Genomic DNA, 18,906 nt, shown 5'->3' with positions numbered 1-18,906 from the left:
CGCCGTCACCGCCGAAGTCCGCCGTACCCGTGCCGGCGACCGTGCTGATCGTCCCGTCCGCCGCGACCTTCCGGATCCGGTGGTTGTTGCTGTCGGCGATGTAGAGGGTGCCGGTGCTGTCCACCGTGATTCCCAGGGGCGAGTTCAGCCGGGCCTCGGTCGCCGGGCCGCCGTCACCGCCGAAGTCCGCCGTACCCGTGCCGGCGACCGTGCTGATCGTCCCGTCCGCCGCGACCTTCCGGATCCGGTGGTTGTTGCTGTCGCCGATGTAGAGGTTGCCCGCACCGTCCAGCGCCAGGGCCTGGGGGCGGTTCAGCTGGGCCGACACCGCCGGTCCGCCGTCTCCCCCGGCTCCCGGGGTCCCGGTCCCCGCGACCGTGCCGATCTTTCCGTCGGCCGTGATCCTCCGGACCCGATGGCTGTTGTACTCGGCGATGTAGAGGACGCCGGAATCGTCCACCGCCAGTCCGAACGGAACGTTCAACTGGGCGGCGGTGGCAGGGCCGCCGTCACCGCCGAAACCCGCTCTGCCCGTGCCGGCGACCGTGCTGATCGTCCCGTCCGTCGCGACCTTCCGGATCCGGTTGTTGCTGCTGTCGGCGATGTAGAGGTTGCCCGCGCCGTCCACCGCCACGCCTCGCGGCCAGTTCAGCTCCGCCGAGGCGGCAGGGCCGTTGTCGCCCCGTGGACCCGCGGTCCCGGTCCCGGCCACCGTACTGATCGTCCCGTCGGCCGTGATCCTCCGGATCCGGTGGTTGCCGTGGTCGGAGAAGTAGAGGGCACCGGTGCCGTCCGGCGCGATCCCGTACGGGTAGTGCAACCGGGCCGAGGCGGCGGGCCCTTCGTCCCCGCCGAATCCGCCGGTCCCGGTCCCGGCGACCGTGCTGATCGGAGGAGCGGAGCTCCCCCCGGTCGTGGGCTCCGCGTGGGTGGTGCTCATCGTCGTCCCTTCGTCCGCCCCGTCACAGGGGGCTTCGTTCCGTCTTCGGAAATGCGCGGGAGGACCGGCGGGGGAGGACCGGACGGCAACTCCCGGCGTGCCGGGTCACCGGCCAGGGGTGCGGGTCTCCGGTCAGAGGTTGTACCGGTCGATCTTCAGGACCCAGTTCTGGAAGCCCGCCGTCGCTCCGGTCGATCCCTTCACCTTCACGCGGGCGGTGACATCGCGCTTGGGGAAGGCCGGCTGGAACTCCGCGACGCGGATCAGGGTGTGGGAGGACCACTCCGGGTTGCCCCGGGCCGTGACGAACCGGTGGTTGGTGCTGACCGGGGCGGCCTGGTCGTTGCCGAAGAACACGGTGGCGCTGACGACCGCGTTGTGGTCGGGGTGGGAGGCGATGGCCTCGGCGCTGAACGTCGCCACGAAGATCGCCCCGTACGAGGCGGCGCCCTGCCCGATCTCCAGGTCGATGGTGGCGCCGGGCAGGTCGGTCCAGGTGCCGACCATGGCCTCCCAGCGGGCCTCGTCCCAGACGAGAAGGGTGTCGTCCGGCGCCCGGTTGGTGACCAGGGGGGTGCGGGCGGGAGTGGGCGTGCTCATGGGGGCGGTTCCTCTGTATCGGTGGCAAGGAGCGATGTCTCGTGCGAAGAACTCCCCACCTGGCAGAGCCGCGATTCCTCCCGCCGGAACGCGAAGCGCTCGAACGCAACCATTCGGACAGGGAAAGGGCGGTGAAGCCATTCGGCGCCCCGGCAAAATGGATCAAAAAATGCCGCGCTTCATCTCGATCGGTTACCCGGCGATCAAAGAATCGATTCGGCTTCCGCCTTCAAGGACGACGCCAAGGGCGGCCTCCCGTTTCCACGGCCTACGGATTCTGGCTCGATCTCCGCCACCCGAACGGTGAGAGCACCACTCCACCCATGAGCAGAACCGTCACTTCGCAAGAAGACGCCCTGCTTCCACCCACCGGCTGCCGGACCAACGGAAATCACGACACCTCCGCCCTCCACGCCCCGGCTCGGGCTGTCGGTGTCGTCGGCGCGGTGGCCGACCTCGGCGACCGCGTCGTCGGCGTTGCTCGTTCCGACCGGGATCGCGTGACGTCAGACGCGGGTGGCGGCGAAGAGTTCCAGGTGGGAGCAGTGGGGGCAGCGGTACGCGTCGATCTGCCAGGTGGGTCTGCCCAGGCGCTTGGCGCCGCCGAAGGGGCCCCTTTCGAGGGCCCCCTGTATCCAGCGCGCGTAGCCGCGGGAACTCTGACCGGCGTCCTCGACGAAGCCGGGTTCCAGGCCGACGGTGCCGCAGTGGGTGCAGCGGAAGGTGTTGGTCACCGGACGAAGTCTAGGCATCCGGCCGACACCGTCGGCGGGTGGCTCCCGGTGCGGCGGTCGCCTCGCGCCGGAAGCACCGGGCGACGCACTTCCCGGTGCGCCGTGCGTGACGGGCCCGGGTACGGGCCCCGTGCCGTCCGGTCAGCGTGCCGCTCCTTCCCGCGTCGTTCCTTCGGTGGCCGGGGCGGCCTTCCCCGTGGCCGCCCAGGAGGCGAGGAGGCGCAGCCCCTCCTCGGAGGGGGAGCCGGGCTCGGCGGTGTAGACGGTGAGGGTGAGGCCGGGTTCGGCGGCCATCTCCAGGCCCTCGAAGGCGAGGGTGAGGTCACCGACGGCCGCGTGGTGGAAACGCTTGGTGCCGGTGCCGTGGTGGCGGACGTTGTGGGCGCCCCAGCGGGTGCGGAACTCGTCGCTGCGGGTGGACAGTTCACCGACCAGGTCGTGCAGGTCCCTGTCGTGCGGGTTGCGTCCGGCCTCGGTGCGCAGGATGGCCACGGAGACGTCGGCGAAGAGGTCCCACTCGGGGTAGAAGCGCCGGGAGGCGGGATCGAGGAAGGTGAAGCGGGCCAGGTTCGCCCGGTTGCCGGGCGTGGCGTAGACGTCGTGGTAGAAGGCGCGGGCGAGCCCGTTGACGGCCAGGATGTCCATGCGGCCGTTGCGCACGAACGCGGGCCCTCCCGTGATCGCGTCCAGGGTCCACCGCAGGCTGCGGTGCGGCTTCCACCGGTCCCCGGTGCGCCGGCGGCGGGGCCGGGCCAGGGCGTCGGTGCCGTCGGCGGCCTGGGCCAGGTGGAGCAGGTGGGCGCGTTCGGCGTCGTCGAGCCGCAGGGCGCGGGCGACGGACTCCAGAACGGCCGGTGAGACGCCGGCGAGGTTGCCGCGCTCCAGCTTGGCGTAGTACTCGACGCTGACGTCGGCCAGCGCCGCGACCTCGCTCCTGCGCAGACCGGGGACGCGTCGGCGGGGACCGGCGGGCAGCCCGGCCCGTTCCGGGGTGATCTTCGCGCGCCGCGAGGTGAGGAACTCGCGGACCTCTTCATGGTTGTCCACCCCCCGACCGTACGTCCGGCGCGCCGCGGGAGGGGTGTACTGCCGGTACACCTCTCGGCGGTGACTGGCAGCCCGCGTCCGGGGGCGGTTACCTGGACGTCGTGGCACTCGTCCCGCCGCCGGGACGGCGGAGGAACGGGTGCCCGGGGCGGCGGTGCCCCCCGTACCCGGCAGACCGCACGCGGTGCCCGTCGGCACCGCACCCCCGGCACATAAGGAACCCCCATGCGCGGAGCAGTGATCCACGCCCCCGGTGACGTCCGTTTCGAGACCGTGGACGACGCGAAGATCGTCGAACCGACCGACGCGGTCATCCGCACGGCCGTGACCCGCGTGCGCGGCTCGGACCTGTGGCCCTACCGCGGCGCGGAACCGATCGGTGACCCGCACCCCATGGGCCACGAGTACGTCGGCTTCGTGGAGGAGGTCGGGAGCGAGGTCACCTCGCTGCGGCCGGGCCAGTTCGTCGTCGGCTCCTTCGCCACCTCGGACACCACCTGCGCGAACTGCCGCAACGGCTTCCCGTCGAACTGCCTGAACCGCGAGTTCATGTCCACCTGCCAGGCCGAGTACGTCCGCGTCCCCCACGCCGGCTCGCGGGAAGCTGTCCCGGTCTCCACGTCCTTCGCCCCCGCCTCCCCGGGCCGGCAGGAAACGACGATCCCCGCCGCGCCGGCCACCGCCCCGTCCGTCCCCGAGGGGAGCACTCCCATGGACATCCGTGTCCCCCTCGACGGCCGCCCCGTCGAGGCCGCCTTGAACGACAGCCCCGCCGCCCGCGACTTCACCGAGCTGCTGGCGCTCACCCTGGGCCTGGAGGACTTCCACGGCACGGAGCGGGTCGCCGGCCTGCCGCGCAAGCTGGACACCTCCGGCGCCCCCGCACCGGTCGCGGCCAAGGCCGGCGACATCGCCCACTACGCCCCCTGGGGCAATCTGGCCCTCTTCTGCCAGGACGGGCCCGCCCCCTCGGCCGACCTGCTCGTCCTCGGCCACCTCGACGTCCAGGCCGAGCAGCTCGGCCGGGCCACCCGCATCACCGTCGAAGCCGCCTCCTGACCCCCTTGAGGAAGAGAAGTACCCCTATGCCTTCCGCAGCCAGCACCCCAGCGGGCAAGCTGCCCCTCGTCGTGTGGGTGCTCGCCGTCGGCACGTTCCTGATGGGCACCACCGAGTTCGTCATCGCCGGACTGCTCCCGCAGATCGCCGGTGACCTCGACGTGAGCGTCTCCCACGCCGGCCTGCTGATCACCGCCTTCGCGATCGGCATGATCGTCGGCGGACCGGCCATGGCCCTGGCCACCCTGCGCCTGCCCCGCCGCCTGACCCTCGTTGCGGCCCTGGCGGTCTTCGCCCTCGGGCACGTCGTCGCCGCGCTCAGCTCCTCCTTCACCGTCGTCCTGGCCGCCCGGGTGATCACGGCGCTGGCCACCGGCGCGTTCTGGGCCGTCGGCTTCGTCATCGTCACCGCCGCCGCGGGTCCCGCCCGGGCGACCCGGGCCGTGGGCGTCATGATGGGCGGCCTGACCCTGGCCAACGTGATCGGCGTGCCGATCGGCTCCTTCGTCGGCCGGTACACCGGCTGGCGCGGCCCCTTCTGGGCCCTGGCCGTCCTCGCGGGTCTCGCGGCGGTGTCCGTCGGCCGGTTCGTCCCCCGGACGGAGCGGCGGACCGAGGTCTCCGTACGCGCCGAGACCGGGGCCCTGCGGCAGGGCCGGCTGTGGCTGGCGCTGACCGCCGCCGTTCTGATCATGGGCGGGGTCCTGGCCGTGTACACCTACATCAGCCCGCTGCTGACCGACCGCGCCGGCGTTCCGGCCGGGGCCGTCCCGCTGGTCCTGATCGTCTTCGGGCTCGGCGCCCTGGGCGGCACCGCGATCGGCGGACGGCTCGGCGACCGCCGCCTCATGGCCACCACCCTCACCGCCGCCGCCGTCACCGCCCTGGCCCTGTTCCTGCTGATCCCGCTGTCGACCGGGCCCGTCACCGCCGTCGCCCTGGTCTTCCTCATGGCGCTGGCCGGGTTCACCGTCAACCCCGTCGTCACCTCCCTCGCCGTCCGTTTCGCGGGGGACGCCCCCACCCTCACCTCGGCGCTGACCACCTCCGCCTACAACACCGGCATCGCCACCGGCTCCGCCCTCGCCGGGACGGCTCTGAACACCTCCCTCGGCCCGGCCGGACCGGTCCTCGTCGGCGGCGTCTCCGCCGCCCTCACCCTCCTGCCGCTCGTCGCCCTCGCCTCCACCGGCACCCGGCCCCAGGCCCGGGTCGTCGCCCGGCGCACCACATCGGTCCCCGTACGCGGCGACACCACCGCCCCGGGGCCCTCACGTCACTGACCCCCTCCCGGACCGTCCCCCGACGGCCCGCCGGCGGTGACCACGCCCCGATCAGCGCGGTCGGGCGGGGCGCCAGTCGGGCCGGCGTCCGCTGAGGCCGATCACGCGGTCCAGGAGGGGAGCGCCCTCGGGCACCGCGACGACCGGACCGAAGAACCCCTCGCCGGACGCGTCGTCGGCCGGGGTCAGCAGGGCCTCGGAGACCCGCAGCTCCTCCTCGCTCACCTCGTACGTCCGGCCGCTCGCCCGCGCCAGGTCCCAGCCGTGGACCAGCAGCTCGTCGAGGGCGATCCGGCCCATGACGGCGGCCGGCAGTTCGATTCCGCCCGCCCTCGTGCTCCCCTCCCAGGCGCCCGGCTCCCGCCAGGCGGTGACCAGCTCGTCCAGCGCCCCGGGAAGCGCCGTCCGCCAGTCGTCGGACAGGACCGGGAGGGACGAACCGGGCGGCGTGTCGGTCGTCGGCCCGAACCGTTTGCGGGCCGCGTCGCGGAAGGCGGTACTGAGCCCGGCGACATGGGCGAGCAGTTCCCGTACCGCGTACTCGGGGCAGGGCGTCGGATCACCGAGCCGCTCGTCGGCGATGCCCTCCGCGAGCCGGGCGACGCGCTCGGCCGCCGCCCCCAGGTCGATCGGTTCCATGCGTGCGGTGTTCTCCATACGGGGTGGACCGCCGGCCCGCCCGGAACTCATCGCTCGGGACCGCGCCCACCTCGTCGCACGGGGCGACGGCGGTCTCCCCGGCCTCCAGGCGACCGCACCGGCCGTCCCACGGCCCCGTGCGCGGTCCGGTCGGCCTCAGGGCGACGGAGAGCGCTGTTCCGCGTACCGGACGAGGTCGTGTGAGGTGTCGATCAGTTCCTTCCGCTCCTCCCGCGAGCCGACCATCGGCCGGGAGCCGTCCAGGGGGAGCCGGGCGCTCTCCGGCAGGAAGGCGACGGTCACCAGACCGATCGCGCCGGCCACCATGAGGTAGTACGCGGGGACCATGTCGTCGCCCGTGGCGTTCACGAGCGCTTCGGTCACGAGCGGGGTGGTACCGCCGAAGGCCGCCACGGAGAAGTTGAAGCCGATGCCCATCGCGGCGTAGCGCACGGCGGTCGGGAAGAGGGCGGGGAGGGTGGCCGCGCTCGGCGCGGCGAAGGCGGCGAGCAGGGTGGACAGGATCAGCACGCCGAGGACCGGGAGCCAGGTGCCCCCCGCCTTGATGAGCAGGAAGGCGGGAATCGCGAGGACGATCATCGCCGCGGCCCCGACCGCGTACAGGGGGCGCCGGCCGACCCGGTCGCTGAGGCGGCCGAGGAAGGTGATGAGGACGGCGATCCACACCATGCCGATCAGCACCAGCACGTCCGCCGACGTACTGGACCGGTCCAGCGTCTCCGTCTGGTACGTGGGCAGGTAGCCGGTGACCATGTAGTTGGTGACGTTGTAGAGCAGGACCAGCCCCGCGCACAGCAGCAGCGACCGCCAGTGGGCGCGCACGATGGTCTTGAACTCGCTGCCGGCCGACTTCTGGGCCAGGCTCTTCTCGTGCTCGTCCAGCTGCTGCTGGAACGCCGGGGACTCCTCCAGCTTCAGCCGCATGTAGAGGCCGATCACGCCCAGCGGCCCCGCGATCAGGAACGGGAGGCGCCAGCCCCAGGCCAGCATCTGCTCGTCCGACAGGGCCAGGTTCAGCAGGGTGACCAGCGCGGACCCCATGGCGTAGCCGACGAAGGTGCCGAAGTCGAGCCAGCTGGACAGGAAGCCCCGCCGGCGGTCCGGCGAGTACTCGGCCACGAAGGTGGTGGCACCGCCGTACTCGCCCCCGGTGGAGAAGCCCTGGACCATCCGGGCGATCAGCAGCAGGATGGGGGCGGCGATGCCGATCGTGGCGTAGCTGGGGATCAGGCCGATCGCGAAGGTGCCCGCCGCCATCATGATCATGGTCGTGGCGAGGACCTTCTGCCGGCCGATGCGGTCGCCGAGGGGTCCGAAGACGAGACCGCCGAGCGGTCGCACCACGAACGCGGCGGCGAACGTCGCGAAGGACGAGATCAGCTGCGCTCCCGGCGAGGCACCGGGGAAGAAGACCTTGCCGATGGTCGCGGCGAGGTAGCTGTAGACGCCGAAGTCGAACCACTCCATGCAGTTCCCGAGCGCCGAGGCCCCGACCGCGCGTTTGAGCAGGGGTTTCTCGACGACCTGGACGTCCTCTTCCCGGTAGGCCCCCTTGACGCGGCGCAGCCGCCGCGCGAACTCCTCGCGGATGTATCCGGGCATGTGCGCGATCGACGCGGGCACGCCCGGGAGTCCCCGGGAGCCGTCCGGGCCGTCTGAAGGTACGTGGGCCACGTGCCGATGCCTCTTTCCTCGCAGCGTGTGATGACTCGCCTCGGCAATCGTCCGTCATGTCGATCACCGGGCGCATGTCGGAACCGCTTCCCCGAACCCGCCGCGGCACACCACGGCCTCCCGGGCGGGTACGACCGGATCCGCCTCGAAGTCCCTGGTCCCGGGCTTCCGGAGGGCCGCGTTCCCGCCCCGGTCGCGACCGCGCCGCACCGCCGCACCGGCCGTCCGCCTCTTCGTCCCCGTCTCGCTCGTCCACCGGAAGGGAAGCGCGCTCCTGCTCCGAACGGGGGACGGCGGCCGAACGGACGGCCGTGCGGCGGCCCGTTCCCGCGGTCCGCCCGCCGGAACGCGGTGGCGGTGGCGGCGACCGCCACCGGCGCGTCGCAGGCCATCCGTATGATGAAAAGATCGTTTTCCGGAACCGAACCGAACCGAACAGGGACCGGACAGGACCGGACCGGCCGGGACGGTGGCGGTGGCAAGGGCCCGCGGAACCCGCCCGGCCGCCTCCCCGGGGGCCCGTCCCCGTCCGCTCTCGCCCCTCCCGCCCGAAAGGCACTTCCGTGACCCAGCAGTCCTCTCCTCCCGACGTCCGCCGGGTGGACGCCCGGCACCGCTACGAGATCCTCGTCGACGGCGAGCGCGCCGGTCTGACGGCCTACCGCGACCGCGACGACCGGCGGGTCTTCTTCCACACCGAGATCGACGACGCCTACGCGGGCCGGGGCCTGGCCGGGATCCTCGTCGAGCAGGCCCTCACCGACGTGCGCGCCTCCGGGATGCGGATCGTCCCGGTCTGCCCCTACGTGGCGAAGTTCCTGGAGAAGCACGGAGAGTTCGCCGACCTCACCGACCCGGTGACCCCCGAGGTGCTCCAGTGGCTGGACGCCCGGCTGGGGCGCTGACCCGCCCGACACGTGTGCGAACGGCTCGAAGACCTGCGTTCGGGCGGGTAAACCCTGTTCGGATCAAGATCACTGCATGGAGGTAAAGGTCCCGTTCTCACGGGATGGGGCGGGTGCGCCGCCGTTACTGTTCCCCGGGATCCGGGCGAACCTCCGGATCCGCGCACCCCGTTTCTCCTTGCGGCGGTGTGACGCGCCCGGGCGCGTCACACCGCCTTCGTGGAAGAGAGCCCGCCCGATGACCGTTGACGACCGCCCGGAAGTGCGGCTCGCGCCGCCCAGGCAGTCCAGTCTGAGCACCGCGGCCGCCCGCAGGCTCGCCCACACGGCCAAGTCCGCCCCGCAGACGCAGGAGATCACCTCCCGCTGGCTGCTGCGGATGCTTCCCTGGGTGGAGACCAGGGGCGGCGCCTACCGGGTGAACCGCCGGCTGAGCCACACCGTCGGCGACGGGCGCGTCGAGTTCGTCCAGGACGGCGCCCGGGTCCGGGTCATCCCGCGAGAACTCGGCGAGCTGGCCCTCCTCCGCGGCTTCGACGACGAGCAGGTGCTGACCGCGCTCGCCGCCCGGTGCGTCCAGCGCGACTTCCGCGCCGGTGAGGTGCTGACCCGGCGCGGCGACCCCGCCGGGGCCGTCCACCTGATCGCCCACGGCCGGATCGTCCAGACCTCCGCCGGCAAGTACGGCGGCGAGGACACCGTCGCCGTTCTCGCCGGCGGCAACCACTTCGGTGAGAAGACCCTCCTCGACGCCGACGCCGGCTGGGACCGCACCGCCACCGCCGAGACCGCCGGCACCCTGCTCACCCTCTCCCGCGCCGACTTCGCCGCCGTCCTGGCCACGGCGCCCGCCCTCCGGTCCCACGTACGGGAGTTCGGCTCCCGGGCGGGCCGGCCGCGGAACAAGTACGGCGAGGCCGCGATCCCGATGCTGTCCGGCCACACCGGCGAGGTCGCGCTGCCGGGCGCCTTCGTCGACTACGAGCCCGCGCCGCGCGAGTACGAACTCTCCGTCGCCCAGGCCGTCCTCAAGGTCCACACCCGCGTCGCGGACCTCTACAACGGCCCGATGAACCAGACCGAGGAACAGCTCAGGCTCACCGTCGAGGCGCTGCGCGAGCGGCAGGAGCACGAGCTGGTCAACAACCGGGAGTTCGGCCTGCTCCACAACGCCGACTTCAAGCAGCGGATCCAGCCGCACTCCGGTCCGCCCACCCCGGACGACCTCGACGAACTGCTCACCCGCCGCCGGGGCACCAAGTTCTTCCTCGCCCACCCCCGCACGATCGCGGCGATCGGACGCGAGCTCAACGCCCGCGGGATCCACCCCGAGCAGATCGACCTCGACGGCCGGAGCGTCCGGTCCTGGCGCGGGGTCCCGATCCTGCCCTGCGACAAGATCCCCATCAGCGCGGAGAACACCAGCTCGATCCTGGCGCTGCGCACCGGCGAGGACAACCAGGGCGTCATCGGCCTGCGGCAGACCGGTCTGGCGGAGGAGTACGAACCGGGCCTCTCGGTCCGTTTCATGGGCATCGACGAGAAGTCGATCATCTCCTACCTGGTCACCACCTACTACTCCGCCGCCGTCCTGGTGCCCAACGCGCTCGGCGTCCTGGAGAACGTGGAGATCGCCCGCAGGCGCTGAGGCCCCGCCGCCCCGCCGCCCCGTCCGCACTCGCCCGTCCAGCGCTGCCCGGAGCCCCCGGGCCGGGCGAGCACGCCCGGAACCGGGCGGCCCCGCCCACCCCTCCAAGGAGTCACGGATGCCCGATCTCGGGCCCTCCCCCCTGCGGTCGAGCCTGCCCACCGCCGCGTTCCACACCCTCACCCCGCCGACCGCCCCCGTCCCCGCCCCCGCTCCCGCTCCCGTCTCCCCCTCCGTCCCCGTCCCCGGAGGCGTCCCGGCCGCCCCGCCCCTCCGCGAAGGCGTCCCGACCGCCCCGGCCGCCCCGCCCCTCCGCGAAGGCGTCCCCGGGCCCCCGACCCCGTCCGCCCTCGAACGGGTCCTGCGCGGTCCCAGCGGTCTGGGCACGGCGGGCCTCTCCCTGGTCCCGCGCGCGGAGCCCCCCGCGCCGGAAGGAACGGCGGCGACGGCGGACCCGGCGGAAGGCCGGCCGATCCCCGGTCTCTACTTCCACCCGGTGCCGGAGCCCGACCCCGCGCGCGTGGCGGAGGTCAGCCGCCGCATCAAGGAGTGGGCGGTCGACGAGGTGGACCTGTTCCCCGACGACTGGGAAGGGGAGTTCGACGGCTTTCTGGTCGGCCGCTACATGGTCGCCTGCCACCCTGACGCCCCGACCGTCGACCACCTGATGATCGCCACCCGGCTGATGGTCGCCGAGAACGCGGTCGACGACTGCTACTGCGAGGACCACGGAGGTTCCCCCGTCGGACTCGGCGGCCGCCTCCTCCTCGCCCACACCGCCCTCGACCCGCTGCACACGACCTCGGCCTACCAGCCGCAGTGGGCGGAGTCGCTCCACGCGGACGCCCCCCGGCGCGCGTACCGATCCGCCATGGAGTACTTCGTGCGGCAGGCGACCCCCTACCAGGCCGACCGGTACCGGCACGACATGGCCCGGCTGCACCTGGGCTACCTCGCCGAGGCCGCCTGGGCCGAGACGGACCACCTGCCCGAGGTGTGGGAGTACCTCGCCATGCGGCAGTTCAACAACTTCCGCCCCTGCCCCACCATCACCGACACCGTCGGCGGCTACGAACTCCCCGCCGACCTGCACGCCCGGCCTGCCATGCAGCGCGTCCTCGCCCTCGCCGGCAACGCCAGCACCATCGTCAACGACCTGTACTCGTACACCAAGGAACTCGACAGTCCAGGGCGTCACCTGAACCTGCCCGTGGTGCTCGCCGAACGCGAGTCGCTCTCCGAGAAGGACGCCTACCTGAAGGCGATCGAGGTCCACAACGACCTCATGCGCGACTTCGAGGCCGAGGCCGCCGCCCTGGCCGCCGCCTGCCCCGTCCCGAGCGTGCTGCGCTTCCTGCGGGGCGTGGCCGTGTGGGTCGACGGCAACCACCACTGGCACCGGACCAACACCTACCGCTACAGCCTGCCCGACTTCTGGTAAGAAACGGAAACCCCAGTGACCAGCACCGACACCACCGCCGCCGCGTTCGTCCCCGCCCCCGTGACCCCCTACCAGGGCGACATCGCGCGCTACTGGAACGCCGAGGCCCGGCCCGTGAACCTGCGCCTCGGCGACGTCGACGGGCTCTACCACCACCACTACGGCGTCGGCGAGGTCGACCACGCCGCCCTCGGGGACCCGGAGGACGGCGCGTACGAGAAGAGGCTCATCGCCGAGCTGCACCGCCTGGAGTCGGCGCAGACCGACGTCCTCCTCGACCACCTCGGGGACGTCGGACGCGAGGACACCCTCGTGGACGCCGGCTGCGGCCGGGGCGGTTCGAGCGTCATGGCCCACCAGCGCTTCGGCTGCAGGGTCGAGGGCGTCACCCTCTCCTCCGCGCAGGCCGAGTTCGGCAACCGGCGCGCGAAGGAGCTGGGCATCGAGGAGCACGTCCGCGCCCGCGTCTGCAACATGCTCGACACCCCGTTCGAGAAGGGCAGCGTCGCCGCTTCCTGGAACAACGAGTCGAGCATGTACGTCGACCTGGACGACCTCTTCGCCGAGCACGCCCGGTTCCTGAGGATCGGCGGCCGGTACGTCACCATCACCGGCTGCTGGAACCCGAAGTACGGCCAGCCGTCGAAGTGGGTCTCACAGATCAACGCGCACTTCGAGTGCAACATCCACTCCCGCCGGGAGTACCTGCGCGCGATGGCCGACAACCGGCTCGTTCCGCAGGCCGTCGTGGACCTGACCCCGGCGACCCTGCCCTACTGGGAGCTGCGGGCCACGTCGTCCCTGGTCACCGGCATCGAGGAGGCGTTCATCGAGTCGTACAAGGACGGCTCCTTCCAGTACGTCCTGATCGCGGCCGACCGGGTCTGACCGGGCCCGGCCGATCCCGGCCGAGTTCGCCCGATCCCGGCCGTACGGACCTGCCGGGGGTGGCGGGACCCGCTTCCCGCGGTCCCGCCGCCCCCGGCGCCCGGCCGTGCGCGGCGCGGCCTTCAGCCGTCGCGCTCCCCGAACGCCCTCAGCACGCGCTCGGCGGCCAGCGTCGCCGTCAGCCCCCCGTCCCGGACCTGCCGCTCCAGGGCGGGCGCGAGCTCCTGGACCGCCGGGTTCGTGCGCAGCCGGTCGAGGAGTTCCTCGCGGACCATGGTCCAGATCCAGTCGACCTGCTGGTCCTGCCGCTTGGCCGTGAGACGGCCGGTCGAGTCGAGCAGGGCGCGGTGCTGCTCCAGCCGCCTCCACACCTCGTCGAGACCGGACGACTCCCGGGCGCTGCAACTGAGCACCGGCGGCGTCCAGAAAGCGTCGGCGCCGTGCATCAGCCGCAGCGCGCCCGCCAGTTCGCGCGCGGCGGCCCGCGCGTCGCGCTCGTGCGGGCCGTCCGCCTTGTTGACGGCGACCACGTCGGCCAGCTCCAGGACGCCCTTCTTGATGCCCTGGAGCTGGTCGCCCGTGCGGGCCAGGGTGAGCAGCAGGAAGGAGTCGACCATGTGGGCGACGGCCGTCTCCGACTGCCCGACGCCCACCGTCTCCACCAGGACCACGTCGTACCCCGCCGCCTCCATGACGACGATCGACTCCCGGGTCGCCTTCGCGACCCCGCCGAGCGTGCCGGCGGTGGGGGAGGGGCGGACGAAGGCCGCCGGATCGACGGCGAGGCGTTCCATCCGCGTCTTGTCGCCGAGGATCGAACCGCCCGTACGGCTCGACGACGGGTCCACGGCGAGGACCGCCACCCGGTGGCCGAGTCCGGTCAGCATCGTTCCGAACGCGTCGATGAAGGTCGACTTGCCGACCCCGGGCACCCCGCTGATCCCGATCCGCACCGACCGGCCGCTGTGCGGCAGCAGCTCGGTCAGCAACTCCTGGGCGAGGGCCCGGTGCCGGGGCCGGGTGGACTCGACGAGGGTGATCGCCCGGGCGATCAGCGCGCGCTTCCCGTCGAGCACCCCCTTCACGTACGTGTCGAGTCCGATCACAGGTCGTGCCCGAGGCCGGCGGCGAGGCGCGTCACCAGGTCGTGGGCCGCGTCCGGGACGACGGTGCCGGGCGGGAACACGGCCGCCGCGCCCATCTCCAGGAGCGTCGCCACGTCCTGCGGGGGAATCACCCCGCCGACCACGATCATGATGTCCTCGCGGCCCTCCGCCGCCAGCTCCTCCCGGAGCGCCGGCACGAGCGTGAGGTGACCGGCGGCGAGCGAGGAGACCCCGACGATGTGCACGTCCGCCTCGACGGCCTGGCGGGCCACCTCGGCCGGGGTCTGGAACAGCGGGCCGACGTCCACGTCGAAGCCCAGGTCGGCGAAGGCCGTGGCGATCACCTTCTGGCCGCGGTCGTGGCCGTCCTGGCCCATCTTGGCGACCAGGATGCGCGGACGGCGCCCCTCGGCCTCGCCGAAGGCGTCCACCAGGGCCCGGGTCCGCTCCACGGAGGGGGACCCGCCTGCTTCGTTGCGGTACACACCGGAGATGGTACGGATCTGGCCCGCGTGGCGCCCGTACACCTTCTCCAGGGCGTCCGAGATCTCGCCGACGGTCGCCTTCGCGCGGGCCGCGTCCACGGCCAGTTCGAGGAGGTTGCCGTCGCCGCCCGCCGCGCGGGTGAGCGCGTCGAGCGCGTCCCGGCAGGCGGTCTCGTCCCGCTCCTCGCGCAGCCGCCGCAGCTTGGCGATCTGCTGGGCGCGCACCGAGGAGTTGTCGACCTTGAGCACGTCGATGTGCTCGTCGGTCTCCACCCGGTACTTGTTGACGCCGATCACCGGCTGCCGGCCGGAGTCGATCCGGGCCTGGGTGCGGGCCGCGGCCTCCTCCACGCGCAGCTTGGGGATGCCGGCGTCGATCGCCTTCGCCATGCCGCCGGCCGCCTCGACCTCCTGGATGTGCCGCCAGGCGCGGCGCGCGAGGTCGTAGGTCAGCCGCTCCACGTACGCGCTGCCGCCCCACGGGTCGATGGTCCGGCAGGTGCCCGACTCCTGCTGGAGGAGGAGCTGGGTGTTGCGGGCGATGCGCGCCGAGAAGTCGGTCGGCAGGGCGAGGGCCTCGTCGAGCGCGTTGGTGTGCAGCGACTGGGTGTGGCCCTGGGTCGCCGCCATCGCCTCCACACAGGTGCGGGTGACGTTGTTGAACACGTCCTGCGCGGTCAGCGACCAGCCCGAGGTCTGCGAATGGGTGCGCAGGGAGAGGGACTTGTCGTTCTTCGGGTCGAACTGCCGGACCAGCTTGGCCCACAGGAGGCGGGCCGCGCGCAGTTTCGCGACCTCCATGAAGAAGTTCATGCCGATCGCCCAGAAGAACGACAGGCGCGGCGCGAACGCGTCCACGTCGAGCCCGGCCTCGCGGCCCGCGCGGATGTACTCGACGCCGTCCGCGAGCGTGTACGCCAGCTCCAGGTCGGCCGTCGCGCCCGCCTCCTGGATGTGGTAGCCCGAGATGGAGATCGAGTTGTAGCGCGGCATCCGCCGGGAGGTGTAGGCGAAGATGTCGGAGATGATCCGCATCGAGGGGCCCGGCGGATAGATGTACGTGTTGCGGACCATGAACTCCTTGAGGATGTCGTTCTGGATGGTCCCGGCCAGCTTCTCGGGCGGTACGCCCTGCTCCTCGGCGGCCACGATGTAGAGCGCGAGGACCGGCAGGACGGCGCCGTTCATCGTCATCGACACCGTCATGCGGTCCAGCGGGATGCCGTCGAAGAGCTGCCGCATGTCGTAGATCGAGTCGATGGCGACGCCCGCCATGCCGACGTCGCCGGTGACGCGCGGGTGGTCGCTGTCGTAGCCGCGGTGGGTCGGCAGGTCGAAGGCGACCGACAGGCCCTTCTGCCCGGCCGCCAGGTTGCGCCGGTAGAAGGCGTTCGACTCCTCGGCGGTGGAGAAGCCCGCGTACTGGCGGATCGTCCAGGGCTGGTTGACGTACATCGTCGGGTACGGGCCGCGCAGGTACGGCGCCGTGCCCGGGTAGGTGTCCAGGAAGTCCAGGCCCTCCAGGTCCCGCCCGGTGTAGAGCGGCTTGACGCCGATGCCCTCCGGGGTCTCCCAGAGCGGGTCGTCGCCGGTCGCCTTCCTGACGGCCGCGTGCCACTCGTCGGGGCCGCCGGCGACGGTGGGCGCCCCGAGTTCGATCCCGGAGAAGTCGGGGACGGTCATCGGGACACTCCCATGCGGTCGAGGGCGGTGGAGAGGAGGGCGACGGCGTCGCAGCCCGCGAAGACGTACGAGTCGACACCGGGGTAGCGGGCGGGGCGGCCGGCGAGGAGGACGTGCTCCGCCCCCGCCGCGCGCAGCTCGGCCGCGGTCTCCGCGGCCCGCTCCTCGTACAGGGCGTCGCTGGAGCAGAGGCACGCCTCGCGGGCACCGCTCTCCTCGAACGTGCCCTCGGTGACGGGCTCGATGCCGCCGGCCCGGAAGAGGTTGGCGGCGAACGCCAGCCGGGCCGAGTGCGCGGCGGCCGGGCCGAGCGCCGCCAGGTAGACCCGGGGCCGGGCGCCGGTCGCCGCGAGGTGGGCGTCGGAGCGGGCGCGCAGTTCCTCGTACGCCTCGTCGCGCCGGACGCGGGGCAGGCCGCCGGAGGGCGGTTCGGGCGCGGGGACGCGCTCGACCGGCTTCTCCGCGAGGTGCGGGAACTCGCTGACCCCGGTGATCGGTTCGCGGCGGGTGGCGAGCCCGGCGCTGCGGGCGGCCCAGGTCTCCGCGAGGCGCTCGCCGACGAAACCGGAGCGCAGCGCGGCCTCCTGGCCGCCCTCCCGCTCGATCGTCCGGAAGAACTCCCAGGCGACGTGGGCCAGTTCGTCGGTGAGGCGTTCCACGTACCAGGAGCCGCCGGCCGGGTCGACGACCCGGGCGAGGTGGGACTCCTCGATGAGGACGGAGGAGGTGTTGCGGGCGATGCGGCGGGAGAACGCGTCCGGCAGGCCGAGCGCGTCGTCGAAGGGGAGCACGGTGACGCTGTCCGCGCCGCCGACCCCGGCGGCGAGCGTGGCGATCGTGGTGCGCAGCATGTTCACCCACGGGTCGCGGCGCGTCATCATCACCGGCGAGGTCACCACGTGCTGGCGCTGCGCGCCCGCCTCCGGGGCGCCGGACGCCTCGGCCACCCGGGCCCAGAGCCGGCGCGCCGCGCGGAGCTTGGCGATCGTCAGGAACTGGTCGGCGGTGGCCGCGTAGCGGAACTCGATCTGCCCGAGGGCCTCCGTGACGCTCAGGCCCGCTCCGGTGAGCCCGCGCAGGTAGGCCACGCCCGTCGCGAGCGAGCAGCCCAGCTCCTGCGCGGCCGAGCCACCGGCCCCGTGGTACGGCAGGGCGTCCGCGGTCAGGGCCCGCAGGCCCGGGTACCCGTCGGCGCAGCGGCGCGCGAGACCGGCGACGGACTCCAGGTCGTGGGCGGACCGGCCGGTACGGGCCTCGTGGCCCAGCGGGTCCGCGCCCAGGTTGCCCCGCGCCTCCCCGGGGGCGACGCCCCGCTCCTCGTACAGCCGGAAGAGGCGTTCGGCGGCGGCCGTCGTCTCCTCGCCCGCGTCGAGGACGACGGGCGCGAGGTCCAGGTAGACGCCTTCGAGGGTCTTGTCCAGGGAGTCGACCGGGATGCCGGTGCCGCCGACGCCCAGCCACAGGGAGGTGGCGCCGTTCTCCAGGTCGGTGAGGACGGCCTCGTTGTCGGCCGTGAGGTGGCGCTGGCGCACGTCCCAGCCGCCGACGGTGTTGCCCTCGGCCCGGCCGCCGCGCACGAAGGGCGCGAAGCCGGGGAGGCCGGGGTCGGGAGCGGTGTCGCGCGCGGTGTACAGCGGGCGGGTGGCGAGGCCGTCCTCCAGCAGGGTGGACAGGGAGTCCTCGGCGGCGGGGCCGGAGAGCTCCTTGCCCGATTTGCGCAGGACGCCCGCCACGAGGTTTTGCCACTGCTCGTGTGGCGCTTCTGGGAATTCGGACGCCAGGGGAAGCCCGTCGTCAGGCAGGACCGTCATGTTCGGATGCTAGGGGAGATCGACAAGAGAGCAGGAGGGCACGCGACTGTGACCTTCTTCTCTTCACCCGTGTCGACTTAGGTTAGGCTTGCCTAAGTTCCAGGTTCCGGCCTTCCGTCCCCCTTCCGGGAGAACCCGCATGCGTCCCTTCAGCACCCGCGCCACCCGTCCCGCCCCCGCCGAACGCGTGCTCTCGATCCTCGCCGCGGCCCACTCCATGACCGTCGTCACCGACGGCCGCGAGGAGGAGGTGCACCGCCTCGACGGCGCGGGCCCCACGGGCCACATCCATCTGCACGACCCGTCCGAGCGCTGCCCCGCCGGACCGGCCGGACGCGTCCCCGTACGCCTCGAACTCACCGACATCGCCCCCACCCCCGTCCGCGAACGCCTCCGGGCCCGCGTCACCCTGACGGGCATCCTCGACGCCCCCTACGAGCCCGGGGCGACCCGGAGCGCCTGCATGGAGCTCGGCCAGGTCCTCCTGGAGGACGCCGACGGGCGCGCGTTCGTCCCGCTCGGCGAACTCCGGGCGGCCGAACCCGACCCGATGGCCGTCCGCGAGGCGGCCGTGCTCACCCACCTGGTCGACGACCACGCCGAACTCGTCCCCCTGCTCCTCCGCCTCGTCCGGCCGCGCCCCGACCGGGACATGGTCCGCGCCCTCCCCGTCGCCCTGGACCGCCACGGCATCACCCTGCGCCTCGAACACCCCGCCTCCCACCAGGACGTCCGGCTGTCCTTCCCCACCCCCGTCACCGACGCCGGCCAGTTCGGCTCCCGCGTCCACGCCCTCCTCTCCGCGGCCCGCCGCTCCTCCCACACCCACCACCTCCTCACCTGAACGGCCCGGCGGCGGACGGACCGCGTACCTTGTCCCCCGAGGTGCCGGCGTCCGCCCGGACGGCGGGGCGCACCGTGAGAACGCGCGCCGACGCGCGG

Annotated in this window: 16 protein-coding genes and 1 pseudogene; 8 read left to right on the top strand and 9 right to left on the bottom strand. The window is 72.9% G+C overall.

The genetic code is table 11. The annotated features are described in order from the left end of the window. The 4 genes from ACZ6AQ_RS26705 to ACZ6AQ_RS26690 all read right to left on the bottom strand — a co-directional run. Positions 1-940: NHL repeat-containing protein (locus ACZ6AQ_RS26705; protein ID WP_468763058.1), on the bottom strand; the 940-nt coding region annotated here is incomplete at its 3' end. Positions 941-1,072: 132 nt separating this feature from the next. Next, a complete protein-coding gene (locus tag ACZ6AQ_RS26700) occupies positions 1,073-1,540 on the bottom strand; it encodes a hypothetical protein (protein ID WP_468763056.1) in 468 nt (155 codons plus the stop codon). Between the two features lie 506 nt (positions 1,541-2,046). Then, complete coding sequence (locus ACZ6AQ_RS26695; protein WP_468763054.1) at positions 2,047-2,274, bottom strand: hypothetical protein; 228 nt, start codon at positions 2,272-2,274, stop codon at positions 2,047-2,049. Between the two features lie 141 nt (positions 2,275-2,415). Next, on the bottom strand, positions 2,416-3,321 hold the full coding sequence (locus ACZ6AQ_RS26690; protein ID WP_468763052.1) for a helix-turn-helix transcriptional regulator: 906 nt from the start codon (positions 3,319-3,321) through the stop codon (positions 2,416-2,418). A 225-nt stretch (positions 3,322-3,546) separates the two neighbouring features. On the opposite strand from ACZ6AQ_RS26690, the pseudogene ACZ6AQ_RS26685 reads away from it, so the two are divergent. The 3 genes and pseudogenes from ACZ6AQ_RS26685 to ACZ6AQ_RS26675 form a co-directional block, all read left to right on the top strand. Beyond that, positions 3,547-3,912 (top strand): annotated as a pseudogene (locus ACZ6AQ_RS26685) (alcohol dehydrogenase catalytic domain-containing protein); the annotation flags it as partial. 120 nt (positions 3,913-4,032) lie between these two features. Continuing rightward, entirely contained in the window at positions 4,033-4,380 is a 348-nt protein-coding gene (locus ACZ6AQ_RS26680) for a cyclophilin-like fold protein (protein WP_468763089.1), read from the top strand. Positions 4,381-4,406: 26 nt separating this feature from the next. Then, positions 4,407-5,663: an MFS transporter gene (locus tag ACZ6AQ_RS26675; RefSeq protein WP_468763050.1), complete on the top strand. Its 1,257-nt coding sequence runs from the start codon at positions 4,407-4,409 to the stop codon at positions 5,661-5,663. A 51-nt stretch (positions 5,664-5,714) separates the two neighbouring features. Here the strand turns inward: ACZ6AQ_RS26675 and ACZ6AQ_RS26670 are convergent, their stop codons facing one another. After that, positions 5,715-6,302: a TIGR03086 family metal-binding protein gene (locus ACZ6AQ_RS26670; RefSeq protein WP_468763048.1), complete on the bottom strand. Its 588-nt coding sequence runs from the start codon at positions 6,300-6,302 to the stop codon at positions 5,715-5,717. A gap of 156 nt (positions 6,303-6,458) precedes the next feature. After that, the gene (proP, locus tag ACZ6AQ_RS26665) at positions 6,459-7,925 is read right to left on the bottom strand and encodes a glycine betaine/L-proline transporter ProP (protein ID WP_468763046.1); all 1,467 of its coding nucleotides are present in this window, start codon (positions 7,923-7,925) and stop codon (positions 6,459-6,461) included. Between the two features lie 635 nt (positions 7,926-8,560). Here proP and ACZ6AQ_RS26660 point away from each other — a divergent pair. From ACZ6AQ_RS26660 to ACZ6AQ_RS26645, 4 genes are all read left to right on the top strand, one after another. Continuing rightward, positions 8,561-8,902: a GNAT family N-acetyltransferase gene (locus ACZ6AQ_RS26660; RefSeq protein WP_468763044.1), complete on the top strand. Its 342-nt coding sequence runs from the start codon at positions 8,561-8,563 to the stop codon at positions 8,900-8,902. A gap of 238 nt (positions 8,903-9,140) precedes the next feature. Next, positions 9,141-10,550, top strand: a complete 1,410-nt coding sequence (locus ACZ6AQ_RS26655) for a family 2B encapsulin nanocompartment shell protein (protein WP_468763042.1) — start codon at positions 9,141-9,143, stop codon at positions 10,548-10,550. Between the two features lie 118 nt (positions 10,551-10,668). Further along, positions 10,669-11,991 (top strand): family 2 encapsulin nanocompartment cargo protein terpene cyclase, encoded by a 1,323-nt coding sequence (locus tag ACZ6AQ_RS26650; protein WP_468763040.1) that lies wholly within the window; start codon positions 10,669-10,671, stop codon positions 11,989-11,991. Between the two features lie 15 nt (positions 11,992-12,006). After that, positions 12,007-12,879 (top strand): geranyl diphosphate 2-C-methyltransferase, encoded by an 873-nt coding sequence (locus ACZ6AQ_RS26645; protein ID WP_468763038.1) that lies wholly within the window; start codon positions 12,007-12,009, stop codon positions 12,877-12,879. 122 nt (positions 12,880-13,001) lie between these two features. On the opposite strand, the gene meaB is transcribed toward ACZ6AQ_RS26645, so the two are convergent. From meaB to ACZ6AQ_RS26630, 3 genes are read right to left on the bottom strand one after another with little or no spacing between them, the layout of a single operon-like run. Continuing rightward, complete coding sequence (gene meaB, locus ACZ6AQ_RS26640) at positions 13,002-13,985, bottom strand: methylmalonyl Co-A mutase-associated GTPase MeaB (protein WP_468763036.1); 984 nt, start codon at positions 13,983-13,985, stop codon at positions 13,002-13,004. Beyond that, complete coding sequence (gene scpA / locus ACZ6AQ_RS26635) at positions 13,982-16,153, bottom strand: methylmalonyl-CoA mutase (RefSeq protein ID WP_468763034.1); 2,172 nt, start codon at positions 16,151-16,153, stop codon at positions 13,982-13,984. The genes meaB and scpA overlap by 4 nt, the downstream gene beginning before the upstream one ends. After that, positions 16,150-17,964: a methylmalonyl-CoA mutase family protein gene (locus ACZ6AQ_RS26630; RefSeq protein ID WP_468763032.1), complete on the bottom strand. Its 1,815-nt coding sequence runs from the start codon at positions 17,962-17,964 to the stop codon at positions 16,150-16,152. Before ACZ6AQ_RS26630 ends, scpA begins: the two co-directional genes overlap by 4 nt. A 139-nt stretch (positions 17,965-18,103) precedes the next feature. On the opposite strand from ACZ6AQ_RS26630, the gene ACZ6AQ_RS26625 reads away from it, so the two are divergent. Continuing rightward, entirely contained in the window at positions 18,104-18,808 is a 705-nt protein-coding gene (locus tag ACZ6AQ_RS26625) for a DUF2470 domain-containing protein (RefSeq protein WP_468763030.1), read from the top strand. The last annotated feature ends 98 nt before the right edge of the window (positions 18,809-18,906 follow it).

It is taken from the genome of Streptomyces sp. NPDC041191, assembly GCF_055591945.1.
Note: the sequence above shows the minus strand (reverse complement) of the source record. Positions and strands in the feature narration are given on the sequence as shown.

Coding starts and splice junctions, on each gene's coding strand:
- ACZ6AQ_RS26700 (WP_468763056.1), bottom strand. CDS start 1,540: ATGAGCACGCCCACTCCCGCCCGCACCCCCCTGGTCACCAACCGGGCG.
- ACZ6AQ_RS26680 (WP_468763089.1), top strand. CDS start 4,033: ATGGACATCCGTGTCCCCCTCGACGGCCGCCCCGTCGAGGCCGCCTTG.
- ACZ6AQ_RS26675 (WP_468763050.1), top strand. CDS start 4,407: ATGCCTTCCGCAGCCAGCACCCCAGCGGGCAAGCTGCCCCTCGTCGTG.
- ACZ6AQ_RS26670 (WP_468763048.1), bottom strand. CDS start 6,302: ATGGAACCGATCGACCTGGGGGCGGCGGCCGAGCGCGTCGCCCGGCTC.
- proP (WP_468763046.1), bottom strand. CDS start 7,925: ATGCCCGGATACATCCGCGAGGAGTTCGCGCGGCGGCTGCGCCGCGTC.
- ACZ6AQ_RS26655 (WP_468763042.1), top strand. CDS start 9,141: ATGACCGTTGACGACCGCCCGGAAGTGCGGCTCGCGCCGCCCAGGCAG.
- ACZ6AQ_RS26650 (WP_468763040.1), top strand. CDS start 10,669: ATGCCCGATCTCGGGCCCTCCCCCCTGCGGTCGAGCCTGCCCACCGCC.
- scpA (WP_468763034.1), bottom strand. CDS start 16,153: ATGACCGTCCCCGACTTCTCCGGGATCGAACTCGGGGCGCCCACCGTC.
- ACZ6AQ_RS26630 (WP_468763032.1), bottom strand. CDS start 17,964: ATGACGGTCCTGCCTGACGACGGGCTTCCCCTGGCGTCCGAATTCCCA.
- ACZ6AQ_RS26625 (WP_468763030.1), top strand. CDS start 18,104: ATGCGTCCCTTCAGCACCCGCGCCACCCGTCCCGCCCCCGCCGAACGC.